25 protein-coding genes are annotated in these 22010 nt (G+C 71.0%); 7 read left to right on the top strand and 18 right to left on the bottom strand.

Annotated elements, in window-relative coordinates:
* Positions 1–3: 3 nt before the first annotated feature.
* The 3 genes from LG391_RS09885 to LG391_RS09875 all read right to left on the bottom strand — a co-directional run bounded on the left by LG391_RS09885 (position 4) and on the right by LG391_RS09875 (position 1683).
* Positions 4–729, bottom strand: coding sequence for a hypothetical protein (locus LG391_RS09885; protein WP_225767846.1), 726 nt, complete (start codon positions 727–729; stop codon positions 4–6).
* Positions 730–738: 9 nt separating this feature from the next.
* A complete protein-coding gene (locus LG391_RS09880) occupies positions 739–1449 on the bottom strand; it encodes a VWA domain-containing protein (RefSeq protein WP_225767845.1) in 711 nt (236 codons plus the stop codon).
* 72 nt (positions 1450–1521) lie between these two features.
* A complete protein-coding gene (locus tag LG391_RS09875) occupies positions 1522–1683 on the bottom strand; it encodes a hypothetical protein (protein ID WP_225767844.1) in 162 nt (53 codons plus the stop codon).
* Between the two features lie 132 nt (positions 1684–1815).
* On the opposite strand from LG391_RS09875, the gene LG391_RS09870 reads away from it, so the two are divergent.
* Positions 1816–2736, top strand: a complete 921-nt coding sequence (locus LG391_RS09870; protein ID WP_225767843.1) for a LysR substrate-binding domain-containing protein — start codon at positions 1816–1818, stop codon at positions 2734–2736.
* A gap of 34 nt (positions 2737–2770) precedes the next feature.
* Positions 2771–3811, top strand: coding sequence for a TAXI family TRAP transporter solute-binding subunit (locus tag LG391_RS09865; protein WP_225767842.1), 1041 nt, complete (start codon positions 2771–2773; stop codon positions 3809–3811).
* 41 nt (positions 3812–3852) lie between these two features.
* Here LG391_RS09865 and LG391_RS09860 read toward each other — a convergent pair whose 3' ends face one another.
* Complete coding sequence (locus tag LG391_RS09860; protein WP_225767841.1) at positions 3853–5025, bottom strand: M20 aminoacylase family protein; 1173 nt, start codon at positions 5023–5025, stop codon at positions 3853–3855.
* Positions 5026–5224: 199 nt separating this feature from the next.
* On the opposite strand from LG391_RS09860, the gene clpS reads away from it, so the two are divergent.
* The gene (clpS, locus tag LG391_RS09855) at positions 5225–5533 is read left to right on the top strand and encodes an ATP-dependent Clp protease adapter ClpS (RefSeq protein ID WP_225767840.1); all 309 of its coding nucleotides are present in this window, start codon (positions 5225–5227) and stop codon (positions 5531–5533) included.
* A gap of 8 nt (positions 5534–5541) precedes the next feature.
* On the opposite strand, the gene LG391_RS09850 is transcribed toward clpS, so the two are convergent.
* Positions 5542–6465, bottom strand: a complete 924-nt coding sequence (locus tag LG391_RS09850) for a ribokinase (RefSeq protein WP_225767839.1) — start codon at positions 6463–6465, stop codon at positions 5542–5544.
* A gap of 173 nt (positions 6466–6638) precedes the next feature.
* On the opposite strand from LG391_RS09850, the gene LG391_RS09845 reads away from it, so the two are divergent.
* On the top strand, positions 6639–7844 hold the full coding sequence (locus tag LG391_RS09845; protein ID WP_225767838.1) for a M20 aminoacylase family protein: 1206 nt from the start codon (positions 6639–6641) through the stop codon (positions 7842–7844).
* A gap of 4 nt (positions 7845–7848) precedes the next feature.
* On the opposite strand, the gene LG391_RS09840 is transcribed toward LG391_RS09845, so the two are convergent.
* From LG391_RS09840 to LG391_RS09830, 3 genes are all read right to left on the bottom strand, one after another.
* The gene (locus LG391_RS09840; protein WP_225767837.1) at positions 7849–8421 is read right to left on the bottom strand and encodes a hypothetical protein; all 573 of its coding nucleotides are present in this window, start codon (positions 8419–8421) and stop codon (positions 7849–7851) included.
* 79 nt (positions 8422–8500) lie between these two features.
* Positions 8501–9124 (bottom strand): TetR/AcrR family transcriptional regulator, encoded by a 624-nt coding sequence (locus tag LG391_RS09835; RefSeq protein WP_225767836.1) that lies wholly within the window; start codon positions 9122–9124, stop codon positions 8501–8503.
* 154 nt (positions 9125–9278) lie between these two features.
* Entirely contained in the window at positions 9279–9773 is a 495-nt protein-coding gene (locus LG391_RS09830; protein WP_225767835.1) for a VOC family protein, read from the bottom strand.
* A 212-nt stretch (positions 9774–9985) separates the two neighbouring features.
* Here LG391_RS09830 and hemA point away from each other — a divergent pair, with 212 nt between their 5' ends.
* On the top strand, positions 9986–11206 hold the full coding sequence (hemA, locus tag LG391_RS09825) for a 5-aminolevulinate synthase (protein ID WP_225767834.1): 1221 nt from the start codon (positions 9986–9988) through the stop codon (positions 11204–11206).
* Positions 11207–11637: 431 nt separating this feature from the next.
* Here hemA and LG391_RS09820 read toward each other — a convergent pair whose 3' ends face one another.
* From LG391_RS09820 to LG391_RS09790, 7 genes are all read right to left on the bottom strand, one after another.
* Entirely contained in the window at positions 11638–12039 is a 402-nt protein-coding gene (locus LG391_RS09820; protein WP_225767833.1) for a type II toxin-antitoxin system VapC family toxin, read from the bottom strand.
* Positions 12040–12042: 3 nt separating this feature from the next.
* Entirely contained in the window at positions 12043–12291 is a 249-nt protein-coding gene (locus LG391_RS09815; protein ID WP_225767832.1) for an antitoxin, read from the bottom strand.
* A gap of 50 nt (positions 12292–12341) precedes the next feature.
* Positions 12342–12806, bottom strand: coding sequence for a potassium channel family protein (locus tag LG391_RS09810; RefSeq protein ID WP_225767831.1), 465 nt, complete (start codon positions 12804–12806; stop codon positions 12342–12344).
* Between the two features lie 58 nt (positions 12807–12864).
* Positions 12865–13761, bottom strand: coding sequence for a bifunctional 5,10-methylenetetrahydrofolate dehydrogenase/5,10-methenyltetrahydrofolate cyclohydrolase (locus LG391_RS09805; RefSeq protein ID WP_225767830.1), 897 nt, complete (start codon positions 13759–13761; stop codon positions 12865–12867).
* Positions 13762–13851: 90 nt separating this feature from the next.
* Entirely contained in the window at positions 13852–14664 is an 813-nt protein-coding gene (locus tag LG391_RS09800; protein WP_225767829.1) for a carbohydrate ABC transporter permease, read from the bottom strand.
* Positions 14661–15530, bottom strand: coding sequence for a carbohydrate ABC transporter permease (locus tag LG391_RS09795; RefSeq protein ID WP_225767828.1), 870 nt, complete (start codon positions 15528–15530; stop codon positions 14661–14663). Before LG391_RS09795 ends, LG391_RS09800 begins: the two co-directional genes overlap by 4 nt.
* A 175-nt stretch (positions 15531–15705) precedes the next feature.
* Positions 15706–16929, bottom strand: a complete 1224-nt coding sequence (locus LG391_RS09790; RefSeq protein ID WP_225767827.1) for an ABC transporter substrate-binding protein — start codon at positions 16927–16929, stop codon at positions 15706–15708.
* A gap of 272 nt (positions 16930–17201) precedes the next feature.
* Here LG391_RS09790 and LG391_RS09785 point away from each other — a divergent pair, with 272 nt between their 5' ends.
* Positions 17202–18230 carry a LacI family DNA-binding transcriptional regulator gene (locus tag LG391_RS09785; protein ID WP_225767826.1) on the top strand — a complete coding sequence of 343 codons (1029 nt, stop codon included), beginning with the start codon at positions 17202–17204 and terminating at the stop codon, positions 18228–18230.
* A gap of 2 nt (positions 18231–18232) precedes the next feature.
* On the opposite strand, the gene LG391_RS09780 is transcribed toward LG391_RS09785, so the two are convergent.
* Positions 18233–19021, bottom strand: a complete 789-nt coding sequence (locus tag LG391_RS09780; protein ID WP_225767825.1) for a phosphodiesterase — start codon at positions 19019–19021, stop codon at positions 18233–18235.
* Between the two features lie 157 nt (positions 19022–19178).
* Positions 19179–20240 carry a trypsin-like peptidase domain-containing protein gene (locus LG391_RS09775; protein WP_225767824.1) on the bottom strand — a complete coding sequence of 354 codons (1062 nt, stop codon included), beginning with the start codon at positions 20238–20240 and terminating at the stop codon, positions 19179–19181.
* A gap of 297 nt (positions 20241–20537) precedes the next feature.
* Between LG391_RS09775 and LG391_RS09770 the strand changes: the two genes are divergently transcribed.
* On the top strand, positions 20538–20765 hold the full coding sequence (locus LG391_RS09770) for a hypothetical protein (protein WP_225767823.1): 228 nt from the start codon (positions 20538–20540) through the stop codon (positions 20763–20765).
* A gap of 169 nt (positions 20766–20934) precedes the next feature.
* Here the strand turns inward: LG391_RS09770 and aroC are convergent, their stop codons facing one another.
* Positions 20935–22005, bottom strand: coding sequence for a chorismate synthase (aroC, locus tag LG391_RS09765; protein ID WP_225767822.1), 1071 nt, complete (start codon positions 22003–22005; stop codon positions 20935–20937).
* Positions 22006–22010: the final 5 nt, after the last annotated feature.

Genomic DNA, 22010 nt, shown 5'->3' with positions numbered 1-22010 from the left:
GCTTCAGGTCCCCAGCAGCCGATCGCGGGCCGCGTTGAGCCTGGCCGCCATGTCGGCCGAGCCGCCGCGGTCCGGATGGTGCCGCTTCATCATCCGCCGATGCGCCGCCTTCACCGCCGCGGGCGAGGCGCCGGCGGCGAGGCCGAGCAGGGCGCAGGCCTCGGCCTCCGACATCTCCGCCGCACGCGGGCCGGCGCCGTCCTGCTTTGCCCAGTCCGGACCGAAGCGGCGGTCGAGATAGGTCTCCAGCACCCGGGCCGAATCGGGGTCGTCGGCGCGGCATTCGGCCAGAAGGCGCAGCAGCGCCGTCAGCGGCAGCGAGGCCAGGCTGCGGCCCTCCATCGGGCCCGGGCGCAGAACATAGCCGTCCATGGCACCGCTGGCGTGGTCGAGCTGCATGTCGAGGCTGCGCGTCTTCAGCCGCGAGGCGCCGCCGGGCGTCGGGCCGGCCGCGGTCTGCCGGGCGCGGCGCCAGCGCAGGAACCAGGGCAGCCCCTGGATCAGGAGCGGCGACAGGCGCTGCAGCCACAAGAGGATCGCGCCGATCACGGCGAGGAGGCCGGACAGCCGGCCGGTCAGCAGCAGGAACAGCCCGAGGCCGGCCAGGAGCAGGATGCCGCCCCAGCGCGCGCCGCGCAGCACTCGCTTCGGCTCGGTGTTCGCGAACCAGCGGGCGAGCAGCGGCACCCCGATGCCGAGCGCCAGGACCAGGATGAGAAGCTGCAGCACGGTGGTCGCCTAACCTCCCATCCGCCCGATCAGCGCCATGACCGCGGCGCCGCGGCGGCGGCCGAGATCTTCCAGCGCCGGGCGGCCGCCGGCGGCATAGACCGCGACGGCTGCCAGCAGGTCGCGCAGCTGGCCCGGGCTCGAGGCATCGAACGGGCAGTAGGCGCCGCGGGTCAGGCGCGCGATCTCGCGGAAGGCGCGGGCGGCGAGCGGGTCGGGGCCTTCGTGGAACAGGAACACGGGCACGCCGCGCAGGGCCAGCCGGCCGGCCTGGGCGCAGACCCGGTCGAGCGATTCCTCGAAGGCGTCGCCGACGAAGACCAGGGCGTCGACCTTGCCGCGCCCGGCCTCCGCCTCGGCATGGCTCAGCACCCGGCCGATCTGGGTCTCGCCGGCGCGGCAGCGCACCTTGCTCATCAGCCGCGCCAGCTCGACGCCGTCGGAGACCCAGGCGGTGGCCTTGCATTCGCCGAAGCCGCGATAGAAGACCAGCTGCAGGTCGAGACCGCCCAGCGCCGCCGTCTCGGTGAACATCTCGCCCTGCAGGCGGCAGGCGCGGTCCCAGGTGTCCTCGCGGCTCTGCGTCGCGTCGAGCGCGAAGATCAGACGGCCGCGCCGCCCGTCCCGGCGCGGCGCCGGCGTCGCCGCCGCCCGGCGCAGGAAAGCGTCCACCTCCGACCGGTTCTGGCCGGCCGGCAGTTTTTCGTCAGGGCCCGTCATCGGTTCGTGTCCATCACGGATAATGATGGGGACCGGCGGGCGGAAATCCAATCGGAACGGGACGCGAACCCGTCAGCGGCGGCCGGCCAAGCCCTTTTCCGCCAAGCCGACATCGCGGCGCAGCGAGTCCGGCAGCGTCTCGACCGAGCGCGCCGCCGGGCGCCATGCCAGCAGCCGGCGCAGCAGGCCGCGGCGGAAGGGGCGGCGGGAATTCCGGGTCAGGGCGAAGGTCATGGCCGTGCTCCGAGGCTTGCCGGGATCGCCGATCCATGAGACAGAATCATCGTGATCCCGATGGACCTGATCCTATGCAGCCACATAGGCCACGGCGAATGATGCTTTCTCGTTTCGGCATGAACGGAACTAATGGCTGACGCGAGCCCCCACCTGCCGCTGGCGGCGCTGCGCACCTTCGACAGCGTGGCCCGGCATCTCAGCTTCACCAAGGCGGCGGCCGAGCTGGCGGTGACCCAGAGCGCGGTCAGCCACCAGATCCGCTCGCTGGAATCCGACATGTGCGTGCGGCTGTTCAAGCGGCTGAACCCCGGCATCGCCCTGACCGAGGCCGGGGCGCAGCTGGCGCCGGAGGTGCGGGCGGCGCTGGAGCGGCTGAGCGCCGCCGTGGCCTACACCAAGCGCTGCGGCCGCGGCGGCGTGCTGCGGGTCGGGGCCGGCGGCGCCTTCGCCACCGGCTGGCTGGTGCCGCGCCTGGGCCGCTTCGCCGCCGCGCATCCCGAGATCGAGGTGCGGCTGTCGATGGCGATGCGCAACCCGGACCTGGAGGAGGACGAGCTGGACCTGGCCGTGCTGAGCCGGGAGGCGGAGCGGCCGCTGCAGCCGGACGGCGAGGCGGTGCTGTTCGAGGAGCGGATCTACCCGGTCTGCAGCCCGACGCTGCTGCCACTGTTGCGCAGCCCGGCCGACCTGGCCCGGGTGACCCTGCTGCACGAGGAATGCGACGAGGCGCCGTCGCCGCGTTCGGCGCTGAGCTGGGAGGCATGGCTGGAGCGGCTGGGCGTGGCGGACCAGCCGCGCCGCAGCGGCATCCGCCTGAGCCACTTCACCCTGGTGCTGGCGGCGGCGCTGGGCGGCGTCGGGGTGGCGCTCGGCCGCGAGCAGCTGATCCAGACGGCGCTGGCCGAGGGACGGCTGGTCCGCCCCTTCGGCCCGGAGCTGGAGCTGCGCAGCCGCCGCCAGGTGATCCGCTGGCGCAGCGCACCCGGCAACGAGTCCCGCATCGCGGCGTTCCGGAGCTGGCTTCTGGCGGAAAGCGCGGCGGATCGCTAGCCTCTGGCCGGTGCTCCACACTTCCGGATCGATGATGCCTTCCTCGCGCGCCTCTCTCCTCACCGGCCTGGCCGTCGCCCTCCTCCTCGGCCTTGCCGCTCCCGGCGCCTGGGCACAGGACAGCGCTCCCCAAGCGGTGCCGCCGCGCGAGATCATCGTCGCCACCGCCCCGGTCAACTCCCCGCTCGGCCGCTGGGGCAACGCCTTCGTCGAGCGGCTGAAGACGGAGGCCGGCCAGCCGGTGTCGGAGGCGATCACCGCCGGGCCCCTCCCGAACAGCGCGCTGCTGCAGAGCGGCCGGGTGGCGATCGGCCTCGTCTCGCTCGACGTCGCCGCTGCGGCCTGGGCCGGCACCAGCCCGATGGCGCCGGGGCTGAAGTTCGAGCATCTGCGCGCCCTGGCGCCGGTGGCGCCCGCCGCGGTGCTGCGCTTCGTGGTGCCGGTGGGCAGCGGCATCACCAGCGCCTCCGGCCTTGCCGGCAAGCGGGTGGCGCTGGCCACCGATGACGCGCTGACCGAGCCGATGCTGAAGGCGCTGGACGTCAAGGCGACGCTGCGGCGCCTGCCGCTGACAGAGGTCGCGAAGCAGTTCGCCGACGCCAAGATCGACGCCGTCGCGGTCACCGGCCTCGAGCCCTTCGCCCTGCCGCCGGAACAGCCTGCCGTCACCTTTGGCCTGACCGTGGCCGAGATCGCCAAGGTCGCCGCCGCCATCCCCGGCGTGGCCGCCGCCGCAGTGCCGCTGCCGCCTGCGCCCGCCGTTCCTCCGGCCGATCCCGCCGCGACCGACCCGGCCGCCGCAGCCCCGGCCCCGGCCGCCCTGCCGCCGCAGCCATTGCCGCCCAGCGCCGGCATGTGGACTTGGCTGGTCGCGAGCGACGCCCTGCCCGAGGAGGTCGCCCGCCGCGCCACCGAGATCGCGGTCGGCCAGGCGGCGCCGCTGGCCGAGGCCGCCGGCCTCGAGCTCTCGCCGGCGCTCGACCCGCTGACCAACCGCGCCCTGCCCTTCCACCGCGGCGCCGCCGCAGCCTGGGCCACGCAGGGCGTCACCGTGCCGGCGGATCAGGTGCGGTGAAGACGACGTAGATCGGGTTCGCGGTCGCGAACCCGACTCGCTCACCCCGCCTTCAGCTGGGTCTCGACCAGGGTCGCGAGCAGCGAGGCGCCGATCGGCAGGACCTCGTCGTTGAAGTCGTAATGCGGATTGTGGACCATCGTGTCCCCCGCCGCGCGGGCCTGGCCGAGGAACAGATAGGCCCCTGGCCGGGCGTTCAGCAGATAGGCGAAGTCCTCGCCGCCCAGCGACGGCTCGACGTCACGCTGGACATTGCCCTCGCCGACCACCTTCTCCGCCACCTGCGCCGCGGTCTCGGCCTGGCCGGCATGGTTCACCGTCGCCGGGTAGCCGTACTGGTAGTCGACGTCGATCGACACGCCGAAGGCGGCGGCGATGCCGTCGGCGATCCGCCGGATGCCGGCGACGATCATCTCCTGCACCTCCGGCCGGAAGGTCCGCACCGTGCCGTTCAGATAGGCCTCGTCCGGGATCACGTTGTGGGTGGTGCCGGTGTGGATCTGGGTGATCGACAGCACCGCCGAATCCATCGGGTTGGTGTTGCGGCTGACCAGGGTCTGCAGCGCACCGACCAGTTGGGCCGCGATCACCACCGGGTCCTTCGCGGTCTGCGGGATCGCGGCATGGCCGCCGACGCCGCGGATCCGGATGTCGAACATGTCGGCCGCCGCCATCATCGGGCCGGGGCGCACGCCCACGATGCCGGCGGGCAGCAGCGGCCAGTTGTGCAGGCCATAGACCTCGTCGCAGGGGAAGCGGTCGAACAGCCCCTCGCGGACCATCACGTCGCCGCCGCCGCCGCCCTCCTCGGCCGGCTGGAAGATGAAGTGCACGGTGCCGTCGAAGTTCCGCGTCTCCGCCAGGTACTGGGCGGCGCCGAGCAGCATGGTGGTGTGGCCGTCATGGCCGCAGGCATGCATCTTGCCGGGCATCGTCGACTTGTGGGCGAAGTCGTTGAGCTCCTCCATCGGCAGGCAGTCCATGTCGGCGCGCAGGCCGATGGTGCGGCCGCTGTCGGTGCGCCCCTTGAGCACGCCGACCACGCCGGTCTTGGCCAGGCCGCGATGCACCTCGATGCCCCAGGAGGCCAGCTTCTCCGCCACGATGCCCGAGGTCCGCACCTCCTCGAAGCCGAGCTCGGGATGGGCGTGGAGGTCGCGCCGCCAGGCGGTCATCTCCTCCTTGCGGGCGGCGATCGAATTGATGACGGGCATCGGTCGGTCTCGTCTTGCGCTGGCTGGGATGGCGAAACCCCGATACTGGTCCCTCCGCGCCGCCGGGGCAACCCGGCGCAGCCGCGCAGGGGTCATTCGCGCGGCATCGGGCCGCTGCCCGGGGCGGTGGACGGGCACCGCCGGCCGTGACAAGCTGCGGCCGCACGCTTCCGCTGCCGTCATCAGGACCGGCCCGCCGATGAGTGACACGACGATCAAGCCCCGCAACGAGGTCAAGCCGAAGACGGAGCGGCCGCGCCTGCACAAGGTGATCCTGGTCAACGACGACTACACGCCGCGCGAATTCGTGGTCACCGTGCTGCGGGCCGAGTTCCGCATGAGCGACGAGCAGGCCTACCGGGTGATGATGACGGCGCATCGCCGCGGCGTCTGCGTCGTCGCCGTCTATCCCAAGGAGGTGGCCGAGACCAAGGCGACGAGCGCCACCGAGGCCGCCCGCCGCAGGGGCTACCCGCTGCTGTTCACGACCGAACCGGAAGAGACGTAGGCCCGCCGCTAGCGGATCGCGGTTGTCGGGCCCAGCCGCGGCAGGGCGGCGTCGATCGCCGCGGCGGTCGGCATGCTCTCCTGCGCGCCGAGAGCGAGGCAGGCCAGGGCGGCGCCGGTCGAGGCGCGGCGCAGCGCCTGGTCGAGCGGCAGCCCGGCATCGAGCCCCGCCGCCAGCACGCCGGTGAAGGTGTCGCCGGCGCCGGTGGTGTCGACCGGCTGGGTCGGCAGCGCCGGCACGGCGAAGCCGGCGTCCGGACCGACCGCGATCGCGCCTTCGCCGCCGAGGGTGACGACGCAGGTCAGGCTCATCCGGCCGCTGAGCGCCTGCGCCGCGGCGCGGGGATTCGCGGCGGCGAGGCCGGGCCCGCCGGCGATCGCCAGCGCCTCGTGCTCGTTCACCACCAGCAGGTCGAGGTCGCGCAGCGCCGCCTCCGGCACCGCAGCGGCCGGGGCGACGTTGAGGATGGCGCGGCAGCCGCGGGCCCGGGCGCGCTTGAGGAGTGCCCAGTTCTGCTCCGGCGGCAGCTCCATCTGCAGCACCAGCAGCGTGTCCGGGGTCAGCCGGTCGTCCGGCACCTGGTCGGCCCGGACCGCCAGGTTGGCGCCGCTGCCGACGGCGATGAAGTTCTCGGCCCTGGCGTCGACGCAGATATAGGCGACGCCGGTCGGCCGGTCGCTGGTGGCCAGCAGGGCGGTGTCGATGCCCTCTTTCGCCAGGGTCGCGCGCATCACCTGGCCAAAGCCGTCGTCGCCGACCGCGCCGGCCATCGCCACCTTCGCCCCGGCCCGCGCCGCCGCCACCGCCTGGTTCGAGCCCTTGCCGCCGGGCTTGGTGACGTAGCCGTCGCACAGCACGGTCTCGCCCGGCCGCGGCAGCGCCGTGACGGCCATCACCAGGTCCATGTTGATCGAGCCGAAATCCAGGATCACGCGGCCATCTTTCCGTTAAAGCGGGGCCTCCCCGACGAAGGGCGCGATCCTGGCGCGGCGCGCGGCGGAACGCAACCGATCCGCGCGAATGCTGCCCGCCCCCTCTGGGCGCAGGATGAAAAACCTGCAAATGTCCTACGTACCCGACAAGCCGCAACCGAAGGGGAACGACCGTGACCGCCGAGCCGAAGGACATCCTGGCCGAGATCAAGGGCTATGAAGACGAGCTGATCGCCATCCGCCGCGACATCCACGCCCATCCGGAGACCGGATTCGAGGAGGTGCGGACCGCGGCGCTGGTGGCGAAGACGCTGCGCGGCTGGGGGATCGAGACGCATGAGGGCATCGCCAAGACCGGGGTGGTCGGCACGCTGAAGGGCACCCGGCCCGGCAACCGGGCGGTGGCGCTGCGCGCCGACATGGACGCGCTGTTCATCGAGGAGAAGACCGGCCTGCCCTATGCCTCGACCGTGCCCGGCAAGATGCATGCCTGCGGCCATGACGGCCACACAGCCATGCTGCTGGGCGCCGCCCGCTACCTGTCGGAGAACCGAGACTTCGCCGGCACGGTGCACTTCATCTTCCAGCCGGCCGAGGAAGGCCAAGGCGGCGGCCGGCTGATGGTCGAGGAAGGGCTGTTCGACCGGTTCCCGGCCGATGCGGTCTACGGCATGCACAACAACCCCGGCCGGGCGGTCGGCGAGTTCGGCATCCGCCCCGGACCGATGATGGCGGCGGCCGACACCTGGACCGTCACCTTCGGCGGGACGGGCGGCCATGGCGGATCCGCCCCGCATCTGGCGACCGACCCGACCGTGGTGCTGGCGCATTTCATCCTGGCGGTGCAGACCATCGTCGGCCGCAACATCCCGTCGGTCGAGCCGGCGGTGATCAGCGTCGGCCACGTCTCCGGCGGCTCGGCCGGGTCGCCCAACATCATCCCGCCCCAGGTGGTGGTGAGCGGCACGGCGCGCAGCTATTCGCCCCAGGTGCGCGACACCATCGAGCGCCGGCTGCGCGAGACCGCCGAAGGCTTGGCGGCGACCTATGGCTGCACCGCCGCGGTCGACTACAACCGCCGCTATCCGACACTGGTGAACCATCCGGAGCAGACCGACATCGCCGCCGGCGTCGCGGCCCGGATCGTCGGCGAGGACAAGGTCGCGACGCACATCCCGCTGATCACCGGGGCGGAGGACTTCTCCTTCATGCTGGAGAAGAGGCCCGGCGCCTTCATCATGATCGGCAACGGCGTGAATCCGGACGGCAGCTACCACTACGTCCACACGCCGCACTACGACTTCAACGACGAGATCCTGGCGCTGGGCTCCACCTACTGGGTCACGCTGGTGAAGCAGGAGCTGGGAGTGGAGGCATAAACCCTTACGCCAACACCGTCCCGTCCGGCGCCAGCCGGACGGTGAAGGGGTCGGCGACCTCGCCGGCGACGCTGAGATGCGACACCCAGCCGCTGACCTCGATCGACCCGTCGGGCAGGGTGCGGGCGGCGGCGGGGCTGATCGCTCCCTCCGGCGCGGGCGGCACCAGGTCGGCGCCGCTCTTCAGCACCTCGCCGGCCATCACGATCTCCTCGACCCAGCGCACGGCGATCGCCTCGCGCGTCGCCTCGTCCGCCGCGGCCCAGCCGGTGTCGGGCAGCAGCAGCGGGGCTAGGTCGTCCGCCGTCACGGCCGGCTGCCAGACGCCGTCGATCGCGACGCCGCGCCAGGACGGCACCGCATCCGGCGCGACATGGCCGATGAAGGTGACCCGGCTGAAGCTGTCGGGGCGATAGAGGTAGAGCGGGGCCCGGGCGGTGTCGTCATTGGCCGCGCGGGCCGAGCCGAGATAGGCGGCCAGGGCCTCCCCATAGAGCGGCCTTTCCGTGGCCACGGCGAGGTCCGCCTGGCCCAGGCTGAGGAGAACCGACACGCCCCAATAGCGGAACTTCGCCATCTGCTTCCTCCGTCGGTGGTGCCCCTCGATCCCGGAGGTAAGTGGGAATTGCGGCAAAACAAGGGTCCGAAACAAGACCTTAACGTGTTGTATAGGCGCGCAAAAACACCGCAACGGCCCGTTCGGCGATACCGCGCAGCTCCGCCGGCTCGGGCGCCGGCTCGACCCCGAACAGCGTGCGTTGCCGCCGGCCGCCCTGCAGCAGCGCGATCAGGTCGTCCGCCACCATCACCGGATCGGCGCGAAGCAGCACCCCGGCCTCGATCTTGCCCCGCAGGAACTCCACCAGCCCGGCGCGGACCCGGCCCGGGCCGGCCGCGTAGACGATCCGCGCCAGGTCCGGGAAGGCGGCGGCCTGGGCGATCATCAGCCGCTGCACGCCGAGGATCTCGGGGTCGAAGATCCGGCGCAGCATGTGCTCGCCGAAGGTGGCGAGTTCGGCCGCCAGGTCGCCTTCGGGGTCCAGCCCGCCCAGCGACTGCTGCTTGTACCGGTCGAAGAGGGCATGGAACAGGCCCTCCTTGCTGCCGAAATGGCTGTACAGGGTCTGCTTGGCGACGCCGGCCTCCGCCGCCACCCGGTCCATGCTGGCGGCGTAGCCCTCGGCCATGAAGACCTTGACCCCCGCATCGAGGATCGCCTCGCGCTTCTTCCGGCCGCGCGGGGTCATCGCCACCCGGGCCGCCGCATCCTGCACCGTCATCGAACCCAACCTGTCCTGCGTCCCCACGCCCGGGGATCATGGCGCCGAAGCCGGCGGGCGCAAAGCCCGCCGGGCACACTTCGTCGCATGGCGGGGCCGGGTTGCTCCGGCGCGGAATGGCGACGCCGGGTGCGGTCCGCCCCGGTCGCGGCGGTCAGGCCTCTCCGCGATAGGCCCGCTCGATGGCGGCGATGTCGATCTTGGTCATCTGCAGCATCGCCTGGAACGCCCGGGTCGCCTTCACCGGGTCGGGGTCGTGGGTCCGCTCGAGCAGGATCCTGGGCGTGATCTGCCAGAACAGGCCGAACCGATCCTTCAGCCAACCGCACTGGCTGTGCTCTCCGCCGCCCTCGACCAGGCGATCCCAGTATCGGTCGACCTCCTCCTGGGTTTCGCACAGCACCATGAAGGACACCGCCCAGGAGAACTTGAAGTCGCCGCCGCCGTTGATGGCGGCGAAATCCTGGCCCTCGAGCTGGAAGCCGACGGTCAGCGGCGTACCGTTCGGCCCCGACATGGCGTCGCCGTTGCGCAGGACGGAGGTGATCCGGGAATTGTCGAAGACCGAGACATAGAACTCGGCCGCCTCCTCGGCCTTGCCGTCGAGGAACCACAGGAACGGCGTGATCTTCTGGGTGATCTGGGCCAAAGCGGCCTCCTCCGTTGATGATGCCCCGAAGGACGGATGGGCCAGACGCATACCGACAGGGCTTCCGGAAATTTTTTCGCCTTGTGCGGCGGATCGCCGCCGCGGGCCTCACCTCTTGGCACGGTTCGACTATGGTGCCATTTCACGCGGCGGCAACAGATGCGCTACACTTTCCGCCCGGGCCCCGGCCCGTGGCACGGCGAGACGGTGGAATGGACTACGAGACCATATTCCGGACGGCGATCGAGACCCTGAAGGCCGAAGGCCGCTACCGGATCTTCGCCGAGCTCGAGCGCCATGCCGGTGCCTTCCCGCGCGCCGCCCATCACGGCCTGGACGGCGCGCCGGACGTCACCGTCTGGTGCTCGAACGACTATCTCGGCATGGGCCAGCACCCGGCGGTGCTGGCGGCGATGCACGAGGCGCTGGACCGCTGCGGCGCCGGCGCCGGCGGCACCCGCAACATCTCCGGCACCCACATCTACCACCGGGCGCTGGAGGCGGAGCTGGCCGACCTGCACGGCAAGGAGGCGGCGCTCCTCTTCACCTCCGGCTTCGTCTCCAACGACGCCTCGCTGTCGACTCTGGCGAAGCTGATCCCCGGCTGCGTCGTCTTCTCCGACGCGCTGAACCACGCCTCGATGATCGCCGGCATCCGCCATTCCGGCTGCGAGAAGCGGATCTTCCGCCACAACGACCCGGCCGACCTGGACCGGCTGATGTCGGAATACCCGGCGACCAAGCCGAAGCTGGTGGCGTTCGAGAGCGTCTATTCGATGGACGGCGACATCTCGCCGATCGCCGAGATCTGCGACGTCGCCGACAAGCACGGCGCCATGACCTATCTCGACGAGGTCCATGCCGTCGGCATGTACGGCCCGCGCGGCGGCGGCATCGCCGAGCGCGACGGGCTGACCCGCCGGCTGACCGTGATCGAGGGCACGCTGGGCAAGGCCTTCGGCGTGATGGGCGGCTATGTCGCCGGATCGGCCATGCTGGTCGACGCGCTGCGCAGCCACGCGCCGGGCTTCATCTTCACCACCTCGCTGCCGCCGGTGGTCGCGGCCGGGGCGCTGGCCGCGATCCGGCACCTCAAGGCCAGCAATGCCGAACGCGAGCGGCACCAGGAGCGGGCAGCGACGCTGAAGCGCCTGCTGCGCGCCGCCGGCCTGCCAGTGATGCCGTCGGTCAGCCACATCGTGCCGGTCTTCGTCGGCGACGCCCGGCTGTGCAAGGCGGCCAGCGACCTGCTGCTGGACCGGCACCGGATCTATGTCCAGCCGATCAACTTCCCGACCGTGCCGCGCGGCGCGGAACGGCTGCGCATCACCCCGACGCCGCTGCATGACGACCTGCAGATGGCGCGGCTGGTCGAGGCGCTGCGCGATGTCTGGTCGACGCTCTCGATCCCCGTCGCAGCCGCGGCAGCCTGACCTGCCGCGCAAGCCGCCTGCGCCGCCCCCGGCGCGGGACCGCCGGCCGGTGAAGGCGCCGGTCGGACCGCCGCAGAAGCGCGACAAACTGCCGTCGGGACCGCCGAAGCGACCGTAAGGCGCCTCGCTCTAGCGGGGGCGGTTCTCGAGCCAATATTGCAGCAGGGCGAGGCCGAGCCCGACTATGTCCGATGGCGGTGGTGATGATGGTGGAGTCGAGCTGCTCCATCAGGAAAGCGACGACGACGATCATCGGGATGATCACGCGCAGCCGCGGATCCCGCTCCGTCACGAATTGGGGCTGGTCGGGGACTCGGTCCGTGCCGTCATGGGTCGGGTTTAGACCCGCCACAGACCGCTTGCACCACGCCTCCAAGCGCCGCAGGGTTGCGGCCGCGGCATGCGCCGTGCCCCCGCTCCTGAGGAGTCGGTCAGGCTTTCGCCCAGTTCTCCACCGTCAGGCCGGGATAGAAATTGAAGTCGGCCTCGTTGTTGGTAACCAGCGTGACCCCGAGGCTGAGGGCGTGAGCCGCGATCAGGCGGTCCAGCACGTCGCGCCGGCGGTCGCGGATGGCTGCGGCCAGGACGCCGTAACGGATCGCCGCCTCCGAGTCGAAGGGCTGGGCCGGAATGAAGTCGAGCAACCGATCCAAGGCCTGTTCGGCCTGCGGCTTGGTCGGCGGGTTGCGCTCGACCCCATGGCGCAGTTCGGCCAGCGTGACCACCGACATCACCACATCCCCCTGGGACAGGACCGCAAAGCGGTTGAGCACCTGCGGCGGATGACGTTGGATCAGGTGGATGCAGATGTTGGTGTCGAGCATGTAGCGCATGGCTCAGACGCCGCCCTGATCCCAGTCCCGCTCCTTCTGCTCGTGATGCTCGCGGCCCTCGGCCATGAAGCCGGGCGGGAAGGACGCAAAGGCCTGCGCCACCCCGGCCAGCGAGCGGGACGCCACAGGCCGGATGACAAGGCTGTCGCCCCGGCGCTCGATCTCGACATCCTGCGCCCCGTCGGCGAAGGCAAGCTCCTTGGGAATGCGAACGGCCAGGGAGTTGCCGCTTCTGAACAGGCGGGTCAGCATCGCTCATCTCCGTTTTGTATATACAGTATATACGGAATAGCGATCCGGATTCAATGCTGGTGGGGGCCGACATCTCGGCCCTCGCCGTGCTCCCGCAGATGCCGGCCGATCGCGATCAGCGTGTCGAAGATCACCGCGGTGGACCAGCCGGCCAGCAGGATGCCATTCAGCGTCGTCATCGGGCCCAGGAGGCGCCAGCGCGGGGCCGGCACCACGTCGCCATAGCCCAGCGTGGTGTAGTTGACGAAGGCGAAGTAGAAGCCGTCCCCCGGCGCCCGCCACTCGATCACGCCGAGCACGTCGTAGACCAGCGCCCAGATGCCGATCTCGGCCAGATGGGCCAGCATCAGCACCGCCACGGTGGCGATCATGGCCGGGACCAGGATCCAGGCCGGCGCGCGGCGGTGCGCCGTCAGCGCCCAGCGTCGCGGCGCCTGCATGGCCTGCATCGCCGCGGCGTGCACTGCGATGTTGACCAGACTGACCGCCAGCCCGACCAGAAGCTGTCCCAGCATCGCCCCCTCCCGGCCGTCCTGCCGCATCATCCGGGAGCGAACGGCCAAGCGCCAGCGGTCAGAAGGTCGACGCCCCCAGCCGGGCCTCGTAATGCGCCTTCTGGCGGCGGGTGGCGACCACGGTGTTGCGCATCAGCACCGCCACGGTCACCGGCCCGACGCCGCCCGGCACCGGGGTGATCCAGCCGGCCACCGGGGCGACGCTGTCATAGTCGACATCGCCGACCACCCGGCTCTTGCCGTCGTCGTCCAGCACCTCGTTGATGCCGATGTCGATCACCGCCGCGCCCGGCTTGATCATGTCGCCCGTCACCAGCTTCGGCTTGCCGACGGCGACGAACACCGCATCGGCCCGGCGCGAATGCACCGACAGCGAGCGGGTCATGTGGTGGCAGACCGTGACCGTCGCGCCCTCGGACATCAGCAGGAAGGCGATCGGCTTGCCGACGATCTCGGAATGGCCGATCACCACCGCCTCCAGCCCCTGCAGCTGCAGGCCGGTGCGCTTCAGCATCTCCACCGCCGCCAGCGCGGTGCAGGGCGCCAGCTCCAGCTCGTTGTAGACGATGTTGCCGATCGAGGCCGGATTCATGCCCTCGACGTCCTTCAGCGGATGGATCGTCGTCTGCATCGCCTTGATCGAGATGTGCTTCGGCACCGGGCGCTGCAGGATGATGCCGCTGACCTGCGGGTCGACGTTCAGCGCGGTGATGGCGGCGCGCAGCTCCTCCTGCGTGATCCGCTCCGGCAGACGCCTTGTCTCGAAGGCGATGCCGACGCCCTCGGCCGTGCGCCGCTGGTTGCGGACATAGACGTCGACCGCGCTTTCGTCGCCGACCGTGATCGACACCAGCTTCGGCGGCCAATGCGCCTCGCCCAGCGCCTGCACCTCCGCCGCCACCTCGGCCAGGATGGCATCCGCCACCGCCCTGCCGGTCAGGTCCCGCTCGCCCATCGCCCGCTCCGTCGTACCCGGGATGCGCGGCTTGTGGCCCGATGGGGCCGCAGCGTCAACCCATGGCCGCGGATGGCACCTTTGCCTTTGTCATTTGGCCTGGTGGGCGAAGCCGCGCAGCAGGTGCTTCTGGATGGCGCCCGCGACCAGCAGCACCGGCAGCGAGGAGAGGAGGCCGATCGCCATCAGCCGGCCCCACAGCGTCTCGTCCTCGGTGATGAAGGTGGCGACGTAGAGCGGCAGGGTGAAGCGGCTGGGGCGCTGCAGGTAGAGCAGCGCGAACAGGAACTCGTTCCAGCACAGGATCAGGGCGAAGATCAGCGTCGCCACCAGCCCGGGCAGGGCCAGCGGCAGCACGATGTGCCACAGGCGGCGGCCCAGCCCGGCGCCGTCGATCGCCGCCGCGGCCTCGATCTCGACCGGCACCTCCCGCACGAAGCCCAGCAGCATCCACAGGCAGAAGGGCAGCGTGTAGAGCTGATAGACCAGCACCAGCCCGGACAGGGTGCCGAGCAGGCCGAGATCGAGCAGCAGGGCGTGCAGCGGCAGCGCCACCACGATCGGCGGCATCAGCTTGACCACCAGCACCAGCAGCAGGAACAGCACGTCCAGCCGCTTCGGGAAGCGGAACCGGGCCAGGGCGTAGGCGGCCAGGAAGCCGGCGGCGAGCGACAGCAGCGTGGCGCCGAAGGCGACGACGGCGGTGTTCTTCAGCCGCACCAGGAAGCCGTCGGCCAGCACGGCGCGGATGTTGTCCAGCGTCGGGGCGGTGGGCAGGAAGCCCTGGCCGGCGCGGGCCGGGTCTTCGAAGGCGGCGCCGACCATCCAGACGATCGGCAGAGCGAAGACCAAGACAAACAGGGCGATGCCGAGATACGGCAAGGTGCGGCGCAGGCGGATCACTTAGCCGAGCCCCGCATCGCCTGGGCGGCATAGACGGCGCAGAGCGCGCAGGCGATCGCCATCATCACCACCGAGGCGGCGGCGGCGAGGCCGACATCGAAGAACTTGAAGCCCTTCTGGTAGACATACATCGACATCGTCTCGGTGGCGTTGCCAGGGCCGCCGCCGGTCAGGGCGTAGACCTTGTCGAACAGCTTGAAGGTGTCGATCAGGCGCAGCAGCAGGGCCAGGAAGATCTGGCCGCGCACCAGCGGCAGCACGATCCGGGTCAAGAGCACCCAGGGCCGGGCGCCGTCGGTCCGCGCCGCCTCCACGATCTCGGGCGGGATCGACTGCAGCCCGGCCAGGACGATCAGCGTCGTCATCGGCGTCCATTGCCAGGTGTCGACCAGCATCACCGACCAGAGGGCCAGGCCTGGATCGGACAGCCAGGCCACCGGCGGCAGGCCGAGCCAGCCGAGCGCGCCGTTCAGCACCCCGACATCATGGTGGAACCAGGACCGCCAGATCGCCGAGCAGACCAGCGTCGACAGCATCATCGGGTAGACCACGACCGACAGCACCGCTCCGCGGCCGCGGAACTCGCGGTTCAGCAGCAGGGCCAGGGCCGTGCCCAGCGCGACCTGGACCAGCGAAGCCACGACCGCGAACTTGACCGTGTTGCCGATATCGACCCGGAAGAACCAGTCGCCGAACAGGGTGGCGTAGTTGGCGAAGCCGACCCAGCGCGAGGTGTCGGCGGCGTAGTCGATCGCCTGGAAGGAATAGAGCGCGACCTGGATCACGGGCGCGACCGCGAACACGACCAGCAGCAGCGCGGCGGGAAGCAGGAGCAGGACGAGCTGCCGGCGGTCGGTGAAGAGCATCAGGGTCCGGGAACAGGAATCGGGCGAAACGGAGGGGCCGGTGCCGCCCCCTCACCCGGACATCCTGGCGGATGTCCGACCTCTCCCCAAGGGAGAGGCGAAAAACCCTCTCCTCGGGGAGAGGGAGGGGCCCGGCCCGCGAGGGCCGGGAGGGTGAGGGGGCGGGTCGCCGCCGTTACTTCTTCGCCAGCGCCGCGTCGATGTCGGCCGAGGCCTTCTTCAGGGCCTCTTCCGGGGCGACCTGGCCGACCAGGGCCAGCTGCAGATAGTCGCCGAGGATCGATTCGACTTGCGGCCACTGCTTGATCCGCGGCCGCGACACGCCGGCCTCCAGCGCCTTCAGCTGGTCCGGGTACCAGCGGTACTTGGCGACCAGGTCCTTGTCGGCGTAGAGCGCGGTCAGCGTCGGCGGCAGGCCAAAGCGCAGCGCCAGCTCCTTCTGCATCTCCGGACCGTTCAGGAAGGCCAGGAACTTCTGCGCGCCCTCGGCGTTCGGCGCGCCCGACGGCACCGCCACCTGCCAGATGCCCAGCATCGGCGCCGGGCCCTTGGTCTCGCCCGGGGCCGGGCCGATCGCGACCTTGCCGACCACCTTCGACTTGGCGGCGTCGTCCAGCGCCGGCACCCAGGCCGGCCAGACCTCGATCGCCATGGCAGCGCGGCCCTGCTGCAGCGCGTCGCGCACCTCGGTGGCGTTGTAGGTCTCAACCCCGGTCGGGGCATAGGCCTTCAGCGACAGGAACTGCTGCAGCGCCTTGACCCCGGCCGGCGACGCCAGCGCCGCCTTGCCCGAGCCGTCGATGATCTCGCCGCCATGCGCCCAGAAGATCGGCAGGAAGCCGGTGACGATCGGGTTGCCCTTGGTGCCGCGGAAGACCACGCCGGCGACGTTCGGGTCCTTGGCCTTCAGCGTCTCGGCCGCCTTGACCACGTCGCTCCAGCTCTTCGGCGCGGCCAGGCCGGCGGCCTGGAACAAGTCGGTGCGCCAGGCGAACATCTCGACATTGCCGGCGAAGGGCAGCGCCACCACCTTGCCGTCCGTGCCCTTGGACAGGGCGGTCAGGCTGGGGATCACGCCCGACAGGTCGGCGGTCACCGGCTTCAGCCAGCCATTGGCGGTGAATTCCGGCATCCAGGTGTCGTCGGCGACGATCACGTCATAGGCATCGGCGCCGCCGCGCAGCGACACCACCAGCTTCTCGTACAGGCTGGCATAGGGCAGCTTCAGCAGCTCGATCTCGGTGTCCGGCGACACCGTCTTATAGGCGTCGACCGCATAGGCCAGGGCGTCGCCATAGACGCCGTCGCGCCCGGCGATCACCAGCTCGTCCGCCTGTGCCGCCCCGGCCAGCAGCAGTGCCGCCAGGCCCGCCACCCGGCCGATCATCGTCCCGTTCATCTCGATCCCTCCCAGTCCGCAGGATGGTCGGCGGCGCTCCGGACGGCAAAATCATGAACACGTGTTCACAACTCATCAAATCCGATCGTTCGGCCGCACCGCTCTCCGGTGGCGGTTCTATCATGGTCCTGGACACCGCACGCTTTCAAGGAAATGAATGTTTCGTGACGGTCCGGTGACATCGCTTCGGGGCAAACGATTTCCGCTTTACGATGCCTCGCGTTCGTGAACACGTGTGCGCTAACCTGGGTCCGCGGGGATGGGAGCGCCGGTTGGGACGACGACAGCAGGACAGCGGCATGCGGCCGGTGACGGCGCAGGCGGTGGCGGACCGGGCCGGGGTGTCGCGCGCCACGGTCTCGCGCATCATGTCGGGCCAGGCCCGGGTGGCGGCCGAGACCCGCGAGCGGGTGCTGGAGGCGGCCTCGGCCCTGGGCTACCAGGTCAACATGCTGGGCCGCGGCATGAACCGCCAGCGTTCCGACCTGGTCGGCATCGTGGTGCGCGGCGCCACCGACCCCTACCGCGCCGCGCTGTTCGAGGCGCTGCTGCGCGAGATCGATGCCCATGGCCTGCAGTCGCTGGTCAGTGAGGTCGGCGACGAGGCGGCGCTGGACCGCACCATCGCCCGCTTCCTGCAGTACCGTGTCAGCGGCGTGCTGGTGACCTCCGGCGCGCCGCCGATCGCGCTGGCCGAGCAATGCGCCCGGCTGGGCATCCCCGTGGTGGCGCTGAACCGGGCCGTGTCGATCCCCGGGGTCGATGCCGTGCTGTCGGACAACGAGACCGGCGGCCGGCTGGCGGCGGAGGCGCTGCTGGATGCGGGCTGCCGGCATCTGGGCTTCCTCGGGGTCGAGGGCGGCACCTATAGCGGACTGGCCCGCAGCGCCGCCTTCGTCGCCGCCCTGGCGCCGGCCCTGGCCGCCGGCCGCGTCACCTTCCGCCCGATCGTCGCCGCCGGGCCCGACCATGATGCGGGCGCCGCGGCCGCGGCAGCGGCCTGGGACGCGCCGCTGGACGGGCTGTTCTGCGCCAGCGACGTGCTGGCCTGCGGCTTCCTGGACGGGGCCCGGGCTGCCGGCCGCGGCACCCCACGCGATTTCTCGATCATCGGCTTCGACGACGTGACGCCGGCCGGCCTCGCCCCGTATCGCCTGACCACGATCCGCCAGGATGCCGGCCGCATCGCCACCCGCGCCGTGGCGCTGATGCTGGAGCGTGCCGTGGATCCCGCCCGGCCGGCGGTGGTGGAGACGGTGCCGGTCACCCTGGTGCGGCGGGCGACGGTCGTGGAGCGCTGACGTCAGGAGACGCGCCGCTGCACACCGTCGATCGGCGACAGATGCGAGATCAGCCGCTTGCCGGTCCAGTACAGCAGCCGGACCAGCGGCGGCTCGATGCCGACCGTCAGCTCCGCCCCCTGCTCCAGGTTGAACCCGACCGCATGCGACGGGCTGGGCCCGATCGAGGCCGGGATGCCGGCGAAGGTGGTGTCGACCGCGCGATGGACGTGGCCGCACAGCAGATGCACGACTTGGCGGTGCCGGACCAGCACCCGGGCCAGCCCGTCGCCGTTGCCGCAGCGCCAGCCGTCCATCCGGGTCATGCCGGTCTCGAAGGGCGGGTGATGCATGAACACCAGCGCCGGCTGCTGCGGCGCCTCCGACAGGCGGGCGTCGAGCCACTCGAGCCGCTCGTCGCACAGCAGCCCCTCGATCCGGCCCGGGATGGTGGTGTCGAGCCCGATCAGGCGGAGGCCGCCGGTCTCGCCGGCGATGTTGAGGAACGGGCCGTCGGTGCCGATGCCGGCATGGCCGGCGAAGGCCTCGCGCATCGCCTCGCGCGAATCATGGTTGCCGGGGATCGCCAGCATCGGCAGGCCCAGCGGCGCCAGGGCCTTCTGGAACAGCCGGTACGATTCGACGTCGCCGCGGTCGACCAGGTCGCCGGTGACGAGCAGCAGGTCCGGCCGCGGCGACAACGCGGCGAGATGCTCGGCGCAGCGGCGCAGCGCGCCGAGCGCGTCGATCCCCGTCTCGACCGCGACCTCCGGCGTGGTCACGTGGGTGTCGGTGATCTGGGCGATCAGCATGAACGTCCGGTCCCTCGGCGCCGCGGAGCGAGACAGGGTCGGCATGGTCGCGCGGGCCGTGCCGGCCAGATTTCGGTCCCAGACCGTTACACCGGGGGCGAGGCCCGGCGCCAGCGCCGGATGCGACGCCCGGCGCTCGGCCTCCGACGTCGACCGGTTATTGCGCGCCGAGCGCGACCGGCAGGCTGAGCGTTTCCTTGCCGCGGACCACGGTCAGCAGCACCGAGGTCTGCGGCCGCATCAGGCCGACGGCGTTGCGCAGCGCGGTGGCGCCGTCGATCGGGTGCCCGTCCAGCCCCGTGACCACGTCGCCGACCCGGAGGCCGGCGGATGCCGCGACGGTGCCGGGGACGATGCCGGTAATCAGCGCGCCGCGGTTGACGGAGATGCCGCGCGACGCCGCCTTGGCCGGGGTCAGGTCCTCGATCGCGACGCCGAGCCGGGCGCGGGACACCGAGCCGTACTGCTCGATCTGGTCGATCGAATTCTTGACCATGTGCATCGGGATGGCGAAGCCGATGCCGGCATTGGCGCCGGACGGGCTGATGATCGCGGTGTTGATGCCGACGAGATGACCGTCGAGGTTGATCAGCGCGCCGCCGGAGCTGCCGGGGTTGATCGCCGCGTCGGTCTGGATGAAGTCCTCATAGCCCTCGATGCCCAGGCCGCTGCGGCCGGTGGCGCTGACGATGCCGAGCGAGGCGGTCTGGCCCAGGCCGAAGGGGTTGCCGATCGCGACCACGAAGTCGCCGACCTTGGGCATGTCGGTGTCGTCCACCGGCAGCTCGGTCTTCAGCCCGTTGGCCGGGATGCGCAGCACCGCGATGTCGATGTCGGCGGCCGAGCCCACCACCTGGGCCGGCACCTCGTTGCCGTCGCCCAGCGTCACGCCGATCTCGGTGGCGTTCTCGACGACATGGGCGCTGGTGATGACCAGGCCCTTGGCGGCGTTGACGATGACGCCGGAGCCGACGCTGCGGAACGGCTTCTCCTTCTCGCCGCCGAAATAGCGGCGGATGTCGGGGTCGCGCAGCATCTCGGCGCTGGGACGCACGGTGCCACGGACCTGGACGTTCACCACCGCCGGCATGGCCTCGGTCAGCAGCGGGTTGAGCGACGGCAGCGAGCCGCTCGCGGCGGACCCGGCCGGGCCGCCGGAATTGCAGGCCGCCAGCGCCAGCATCGCAGGAACCAGCAACAGCGTCAGGATGCGGCGCATCGAGTTTCTCCTTCCGATCCGCTGGAAGATGTGCGCCGGTTTGCGCCAAGCGTCCAGGTTTGGGTGCAGCCCCGCCCCACCGAACCCGCGAGGGCGGCGAAAGTTCACGGGCGGCGTGGCCCGCGTCGTGCCAGGGTGGCGGCAGCCGCCGGCCGGGGGCAAGGGTTTTACGATCGGAGCGTCGCCGCCCCTCCCATCCCGCCGGCGGCCGGGCTATAGTCTGACATGACGACTGTGTGACATCGGCGTCGGCGACAGGCGTCGAGCCGCGATCCGCTCAGATCCGGAGGGAGTTTCATGACCGCGAGCGACCATGCCGACAGCGCGGATATCGAGGCTTTGGCGAAATTTTTGTCCGAATCCGACGCGACCGCGGTGGCGCCCTACGCCCTGGTGCGCCGCGGCAGGATCAAGTGCTTCTTCGACAACCCGTCGACCGCGACAGAGAGCGGCATCCAGGCTTATGCCGACCGCGCCTTCACCGTGATCGACGTCCGCGCCCGGAAGGTCGTGCGGAGGCGCTGAGGGGGCGGCCCAGGGGAATAGCAACCGAAGCGCGTTCGTCTTCGAATCCACTCTACCTCATTGTCATCCTCGGGCTTGACCCGAGGATCCAGGGGCTTTCAGGAGCCGCTCTCGGTGGCCCCTGGATTGCCGGGTCAAGCCCGGCAATGACAAAAGGGGTGGGGCCGCCTCAACCTTCGATCACCCGCTGCCGCAGCAGGTGGTCGGCCAGGACGCAGGCCATCATCGCTTCGCCCACCGGCACGGCGCGGATGCCGACGCAGGGGTCGTGCCGGCCCTTGGTCAGGATCTCGGTGTTGTGGCCTTCGATGTCGACCGTGCGCCGCGGCGTCAGGATCGAGCTGGTCGGCTTGACCGCGAAGCGCACCACCACCGGCTGGCCCGTCGAGATGCCGCCGAGGATGCCGCCGGCGTTGTTCGCGGTGAAACGGACCTCGCCGTCATTGCCCATCAGCATCTCGTCGGCGTTCTCCTCGCCGGACAGCGCCGCCGCCTCGAAACCGGCGCCGATCTCGACGCCCTTCACCGCGTTGATCGTCATCATCGCCCGGGCTAAGTCGCCGTCGAGCTTGTCGTAGATCGGCTCGCCCCAGCCGGGCGGCACGCCCTCGGCCACCACCTCGACCACGGCGCCGGTGGAGGACCCGGCCTTGCGCACGCCGTCGAGATAGTCGGCCCAGCGCGCGGCGGCCTCGGCGTCTGGGCAGAAGAACGGGTTGCGGTCGACCTCGTCCCAGTCCCAGCGGTCGCGGTCGATCCTGTGCGGGCCGATCTGAACCAGCGCGCCGCGGATGGTGACGCCGGCCAGGATCTTGCGGGCCACGGCGCCGGCGGCGACGCGGCAGGCGGTCTCGCGTGCACTGGACCGGCCGCCGCCGCGCGGGTCGCGGATGCCGTACTTCTTCCAGTAGGTGTAGTCGGCATGGCCGGGCCGGAACTTGGCCGCGATCTCGGAATAGTCCTTGCTGCGCTGGTCGGTGTTCTCGATCAGGAGCGAGATCGGCGTGCCGGTGGTCCGGCCCTCATAGACGCCGGACAGGATCTTCACCTCGTCGGCCTCGCGCCGCTGGGTGACGAAGCGCGACTGGCCGGGCTTGCGCTTGTCCATCCAGGGCTGGATGTCGGCCTCGGTCAGCGGGATGCGCGGCGGCGTGCCGTCGACCACCACACCGATCGCGGGCCCGTGGCTTTCGCCCCAGGTGGTGAAGCGGAACAGGGTTCCGAAGCTGTTGCCGGCCATATCCG

Origin of the sequence: Inquilinus sp. Marseille-Q2685 (assembly GCF_916619195.1) — a bacterium.
Lineage (GTDB): Bacteria > Pseudomonadota > Alphaproteobacteria > DSM-16000 > Inquilinaceae > Inquilinus.
Note: the sequence above shows the minus strand (reverse complement) of the source record. Positions and strands in the feature narration are given on the sequence as shown.

What these genes read in the sequence shown, in the direction of transcription:
- LG391_RS09880 (WP_225767845.1), bottom strand. Translation starts at nt 1,449, where the DNA reads ATGACGGGCCCTGACGAAAAACTGCCGGCCGGCCAGAACCGGTCGGAG.
- LG391_RS09875 (WP_225767844.1), bottom strand. Translation starts at nt 1,683, where the DNA reads ATGACCTTCGCCCTGACCCGGAATTCCCGCCGCCCCTTCCGCCGCGGC.
- LG391_RS09870 (WP_225767843.1), top strand. Translation starts at nt 1,816, where the DNA reads ATGGCTGACGCGAGCCCCCACCTGCCGCTGGCGGCGCTGCGCACCTTC.
- LG391_RS09865 (WP_225767842.1), top strand. Translation starts at nt 2,771, where the DNA reads ATGCCTTCCTCGCGCGCCTCTCTCCTCACCGGCCTGGCCGTCGCCCTC.
- LG391_RS09860 (WP_225767841.1), bottom strand. Translation starts at nt 5,025, where the DNA reads ATGCCCGTCATCAATTCGATCGCCGCCCGCAAGGAGGAGATGACCGCC.
- clpS (WP_225767840.1), top strand. Translation starts at nt 5,225, where the DNA reads ATGAGTGACACGACGATCAAGCCCCGCAACGAGGTCAAGCCGAAGACG.
- LG391_RS09840 (WP_225767837.1), bottom strand. Translation starts at nt 8,421, where the DNA reads ATGGCGAAGTTCCGCTATTGGGGCGTGTCGGTTCTCCTCAGCCTGGGC.
- LG391_RS09835 (WP_225767836.1), bottom strand. Translation starts at nt 9,124, where the DNA reads ATGACGGTGCAGGATGCGGCGGCCCGGGTGGCGATGACCCCGCGCGGC.
- hemA (WP_225767834.1), top strand. Translation starts at nt 9,986, where the DNA reads ATGGACTACGAGACCATATTCCGGACGGCGATCGAGACCCTGAAGGCC.
- LG391_RS09820 (WP_225767833.1), bottom strand. Translation starts at nt 12,039, where the DNA reads ATGCGCTACATGCTCGACACCAACATCTGCATCCACCTGATCCAACGT.
- LG391_RS09815 (WP_225767832.1), bottom strand. Translation starts at nt 12,291, where the DNA reads ATGCTGACCCGCCTGTTCAGAAGCGGCAACTCCCTGGCCGTTCGCATT.
- LG391_RS09810 (WP_225767831.1), bottom strand. Translation starts at nt 12,806, where the DNA reads ATGCTGGGACAGCTTCTGGTCGGGCTGGCGGTCAGTCTGGTCAACATC.
- LG391_RS09805 (WP_225767830.1), bottom strand. Translation starts at nt 13,761, where the DNA reads ATGGGCGAGCGGGACCTGACCGGCAGGGCGGTGGCGGATGCCATCCTG.
- LG391_RS09795 (WP_225767828.1), bottom strand. Translation starts at nt 15,530, where the DNA reads ATGCTCTTCACCGACCGCCGGCAGCTCGTCCTGCTCCTGCTTCCCGCC.
- LG391_RS09790 (WP_225767827.1), bottom strand. Translation starts at nt 16,929, where the DNA reads ATGAACGGGACGATGATCGGCCGGGTGGCGGGCCTGGCGGCACTGCTG.
- LG391_RS09780 (WP_225767825.1), bottom strand. Translation starts at nt 19,021, where the DNA reads ATGCTGATCGCCCAGATCACCGACACCCACGTGACCACGCCGGAGGTC.
- LG391_RS09775 (WP_225767824.1), bottom strand. Translation starts at nt 20,240, where the DNA reads ATGCGCCGCATCCTGACGCTGTTGCTGGTTCCTGCGATGCTGGCGCTG.
- LG391_RS09770 (WP_225767823.1), top strand. Translation starts at nt 20,538, where the DNA reads ATGACCGCGAGCGACCATGCCGACAGCGCGGATATCGAGGCTTTGGCG.
- aroC (WP_225767822.1), bottom strand. Translation starts at nt 22,005, where the DNA reads ATGGCCGGCAACAGCTTCGGAACCCTGTTCCGCTTCACCACCTGGGGC.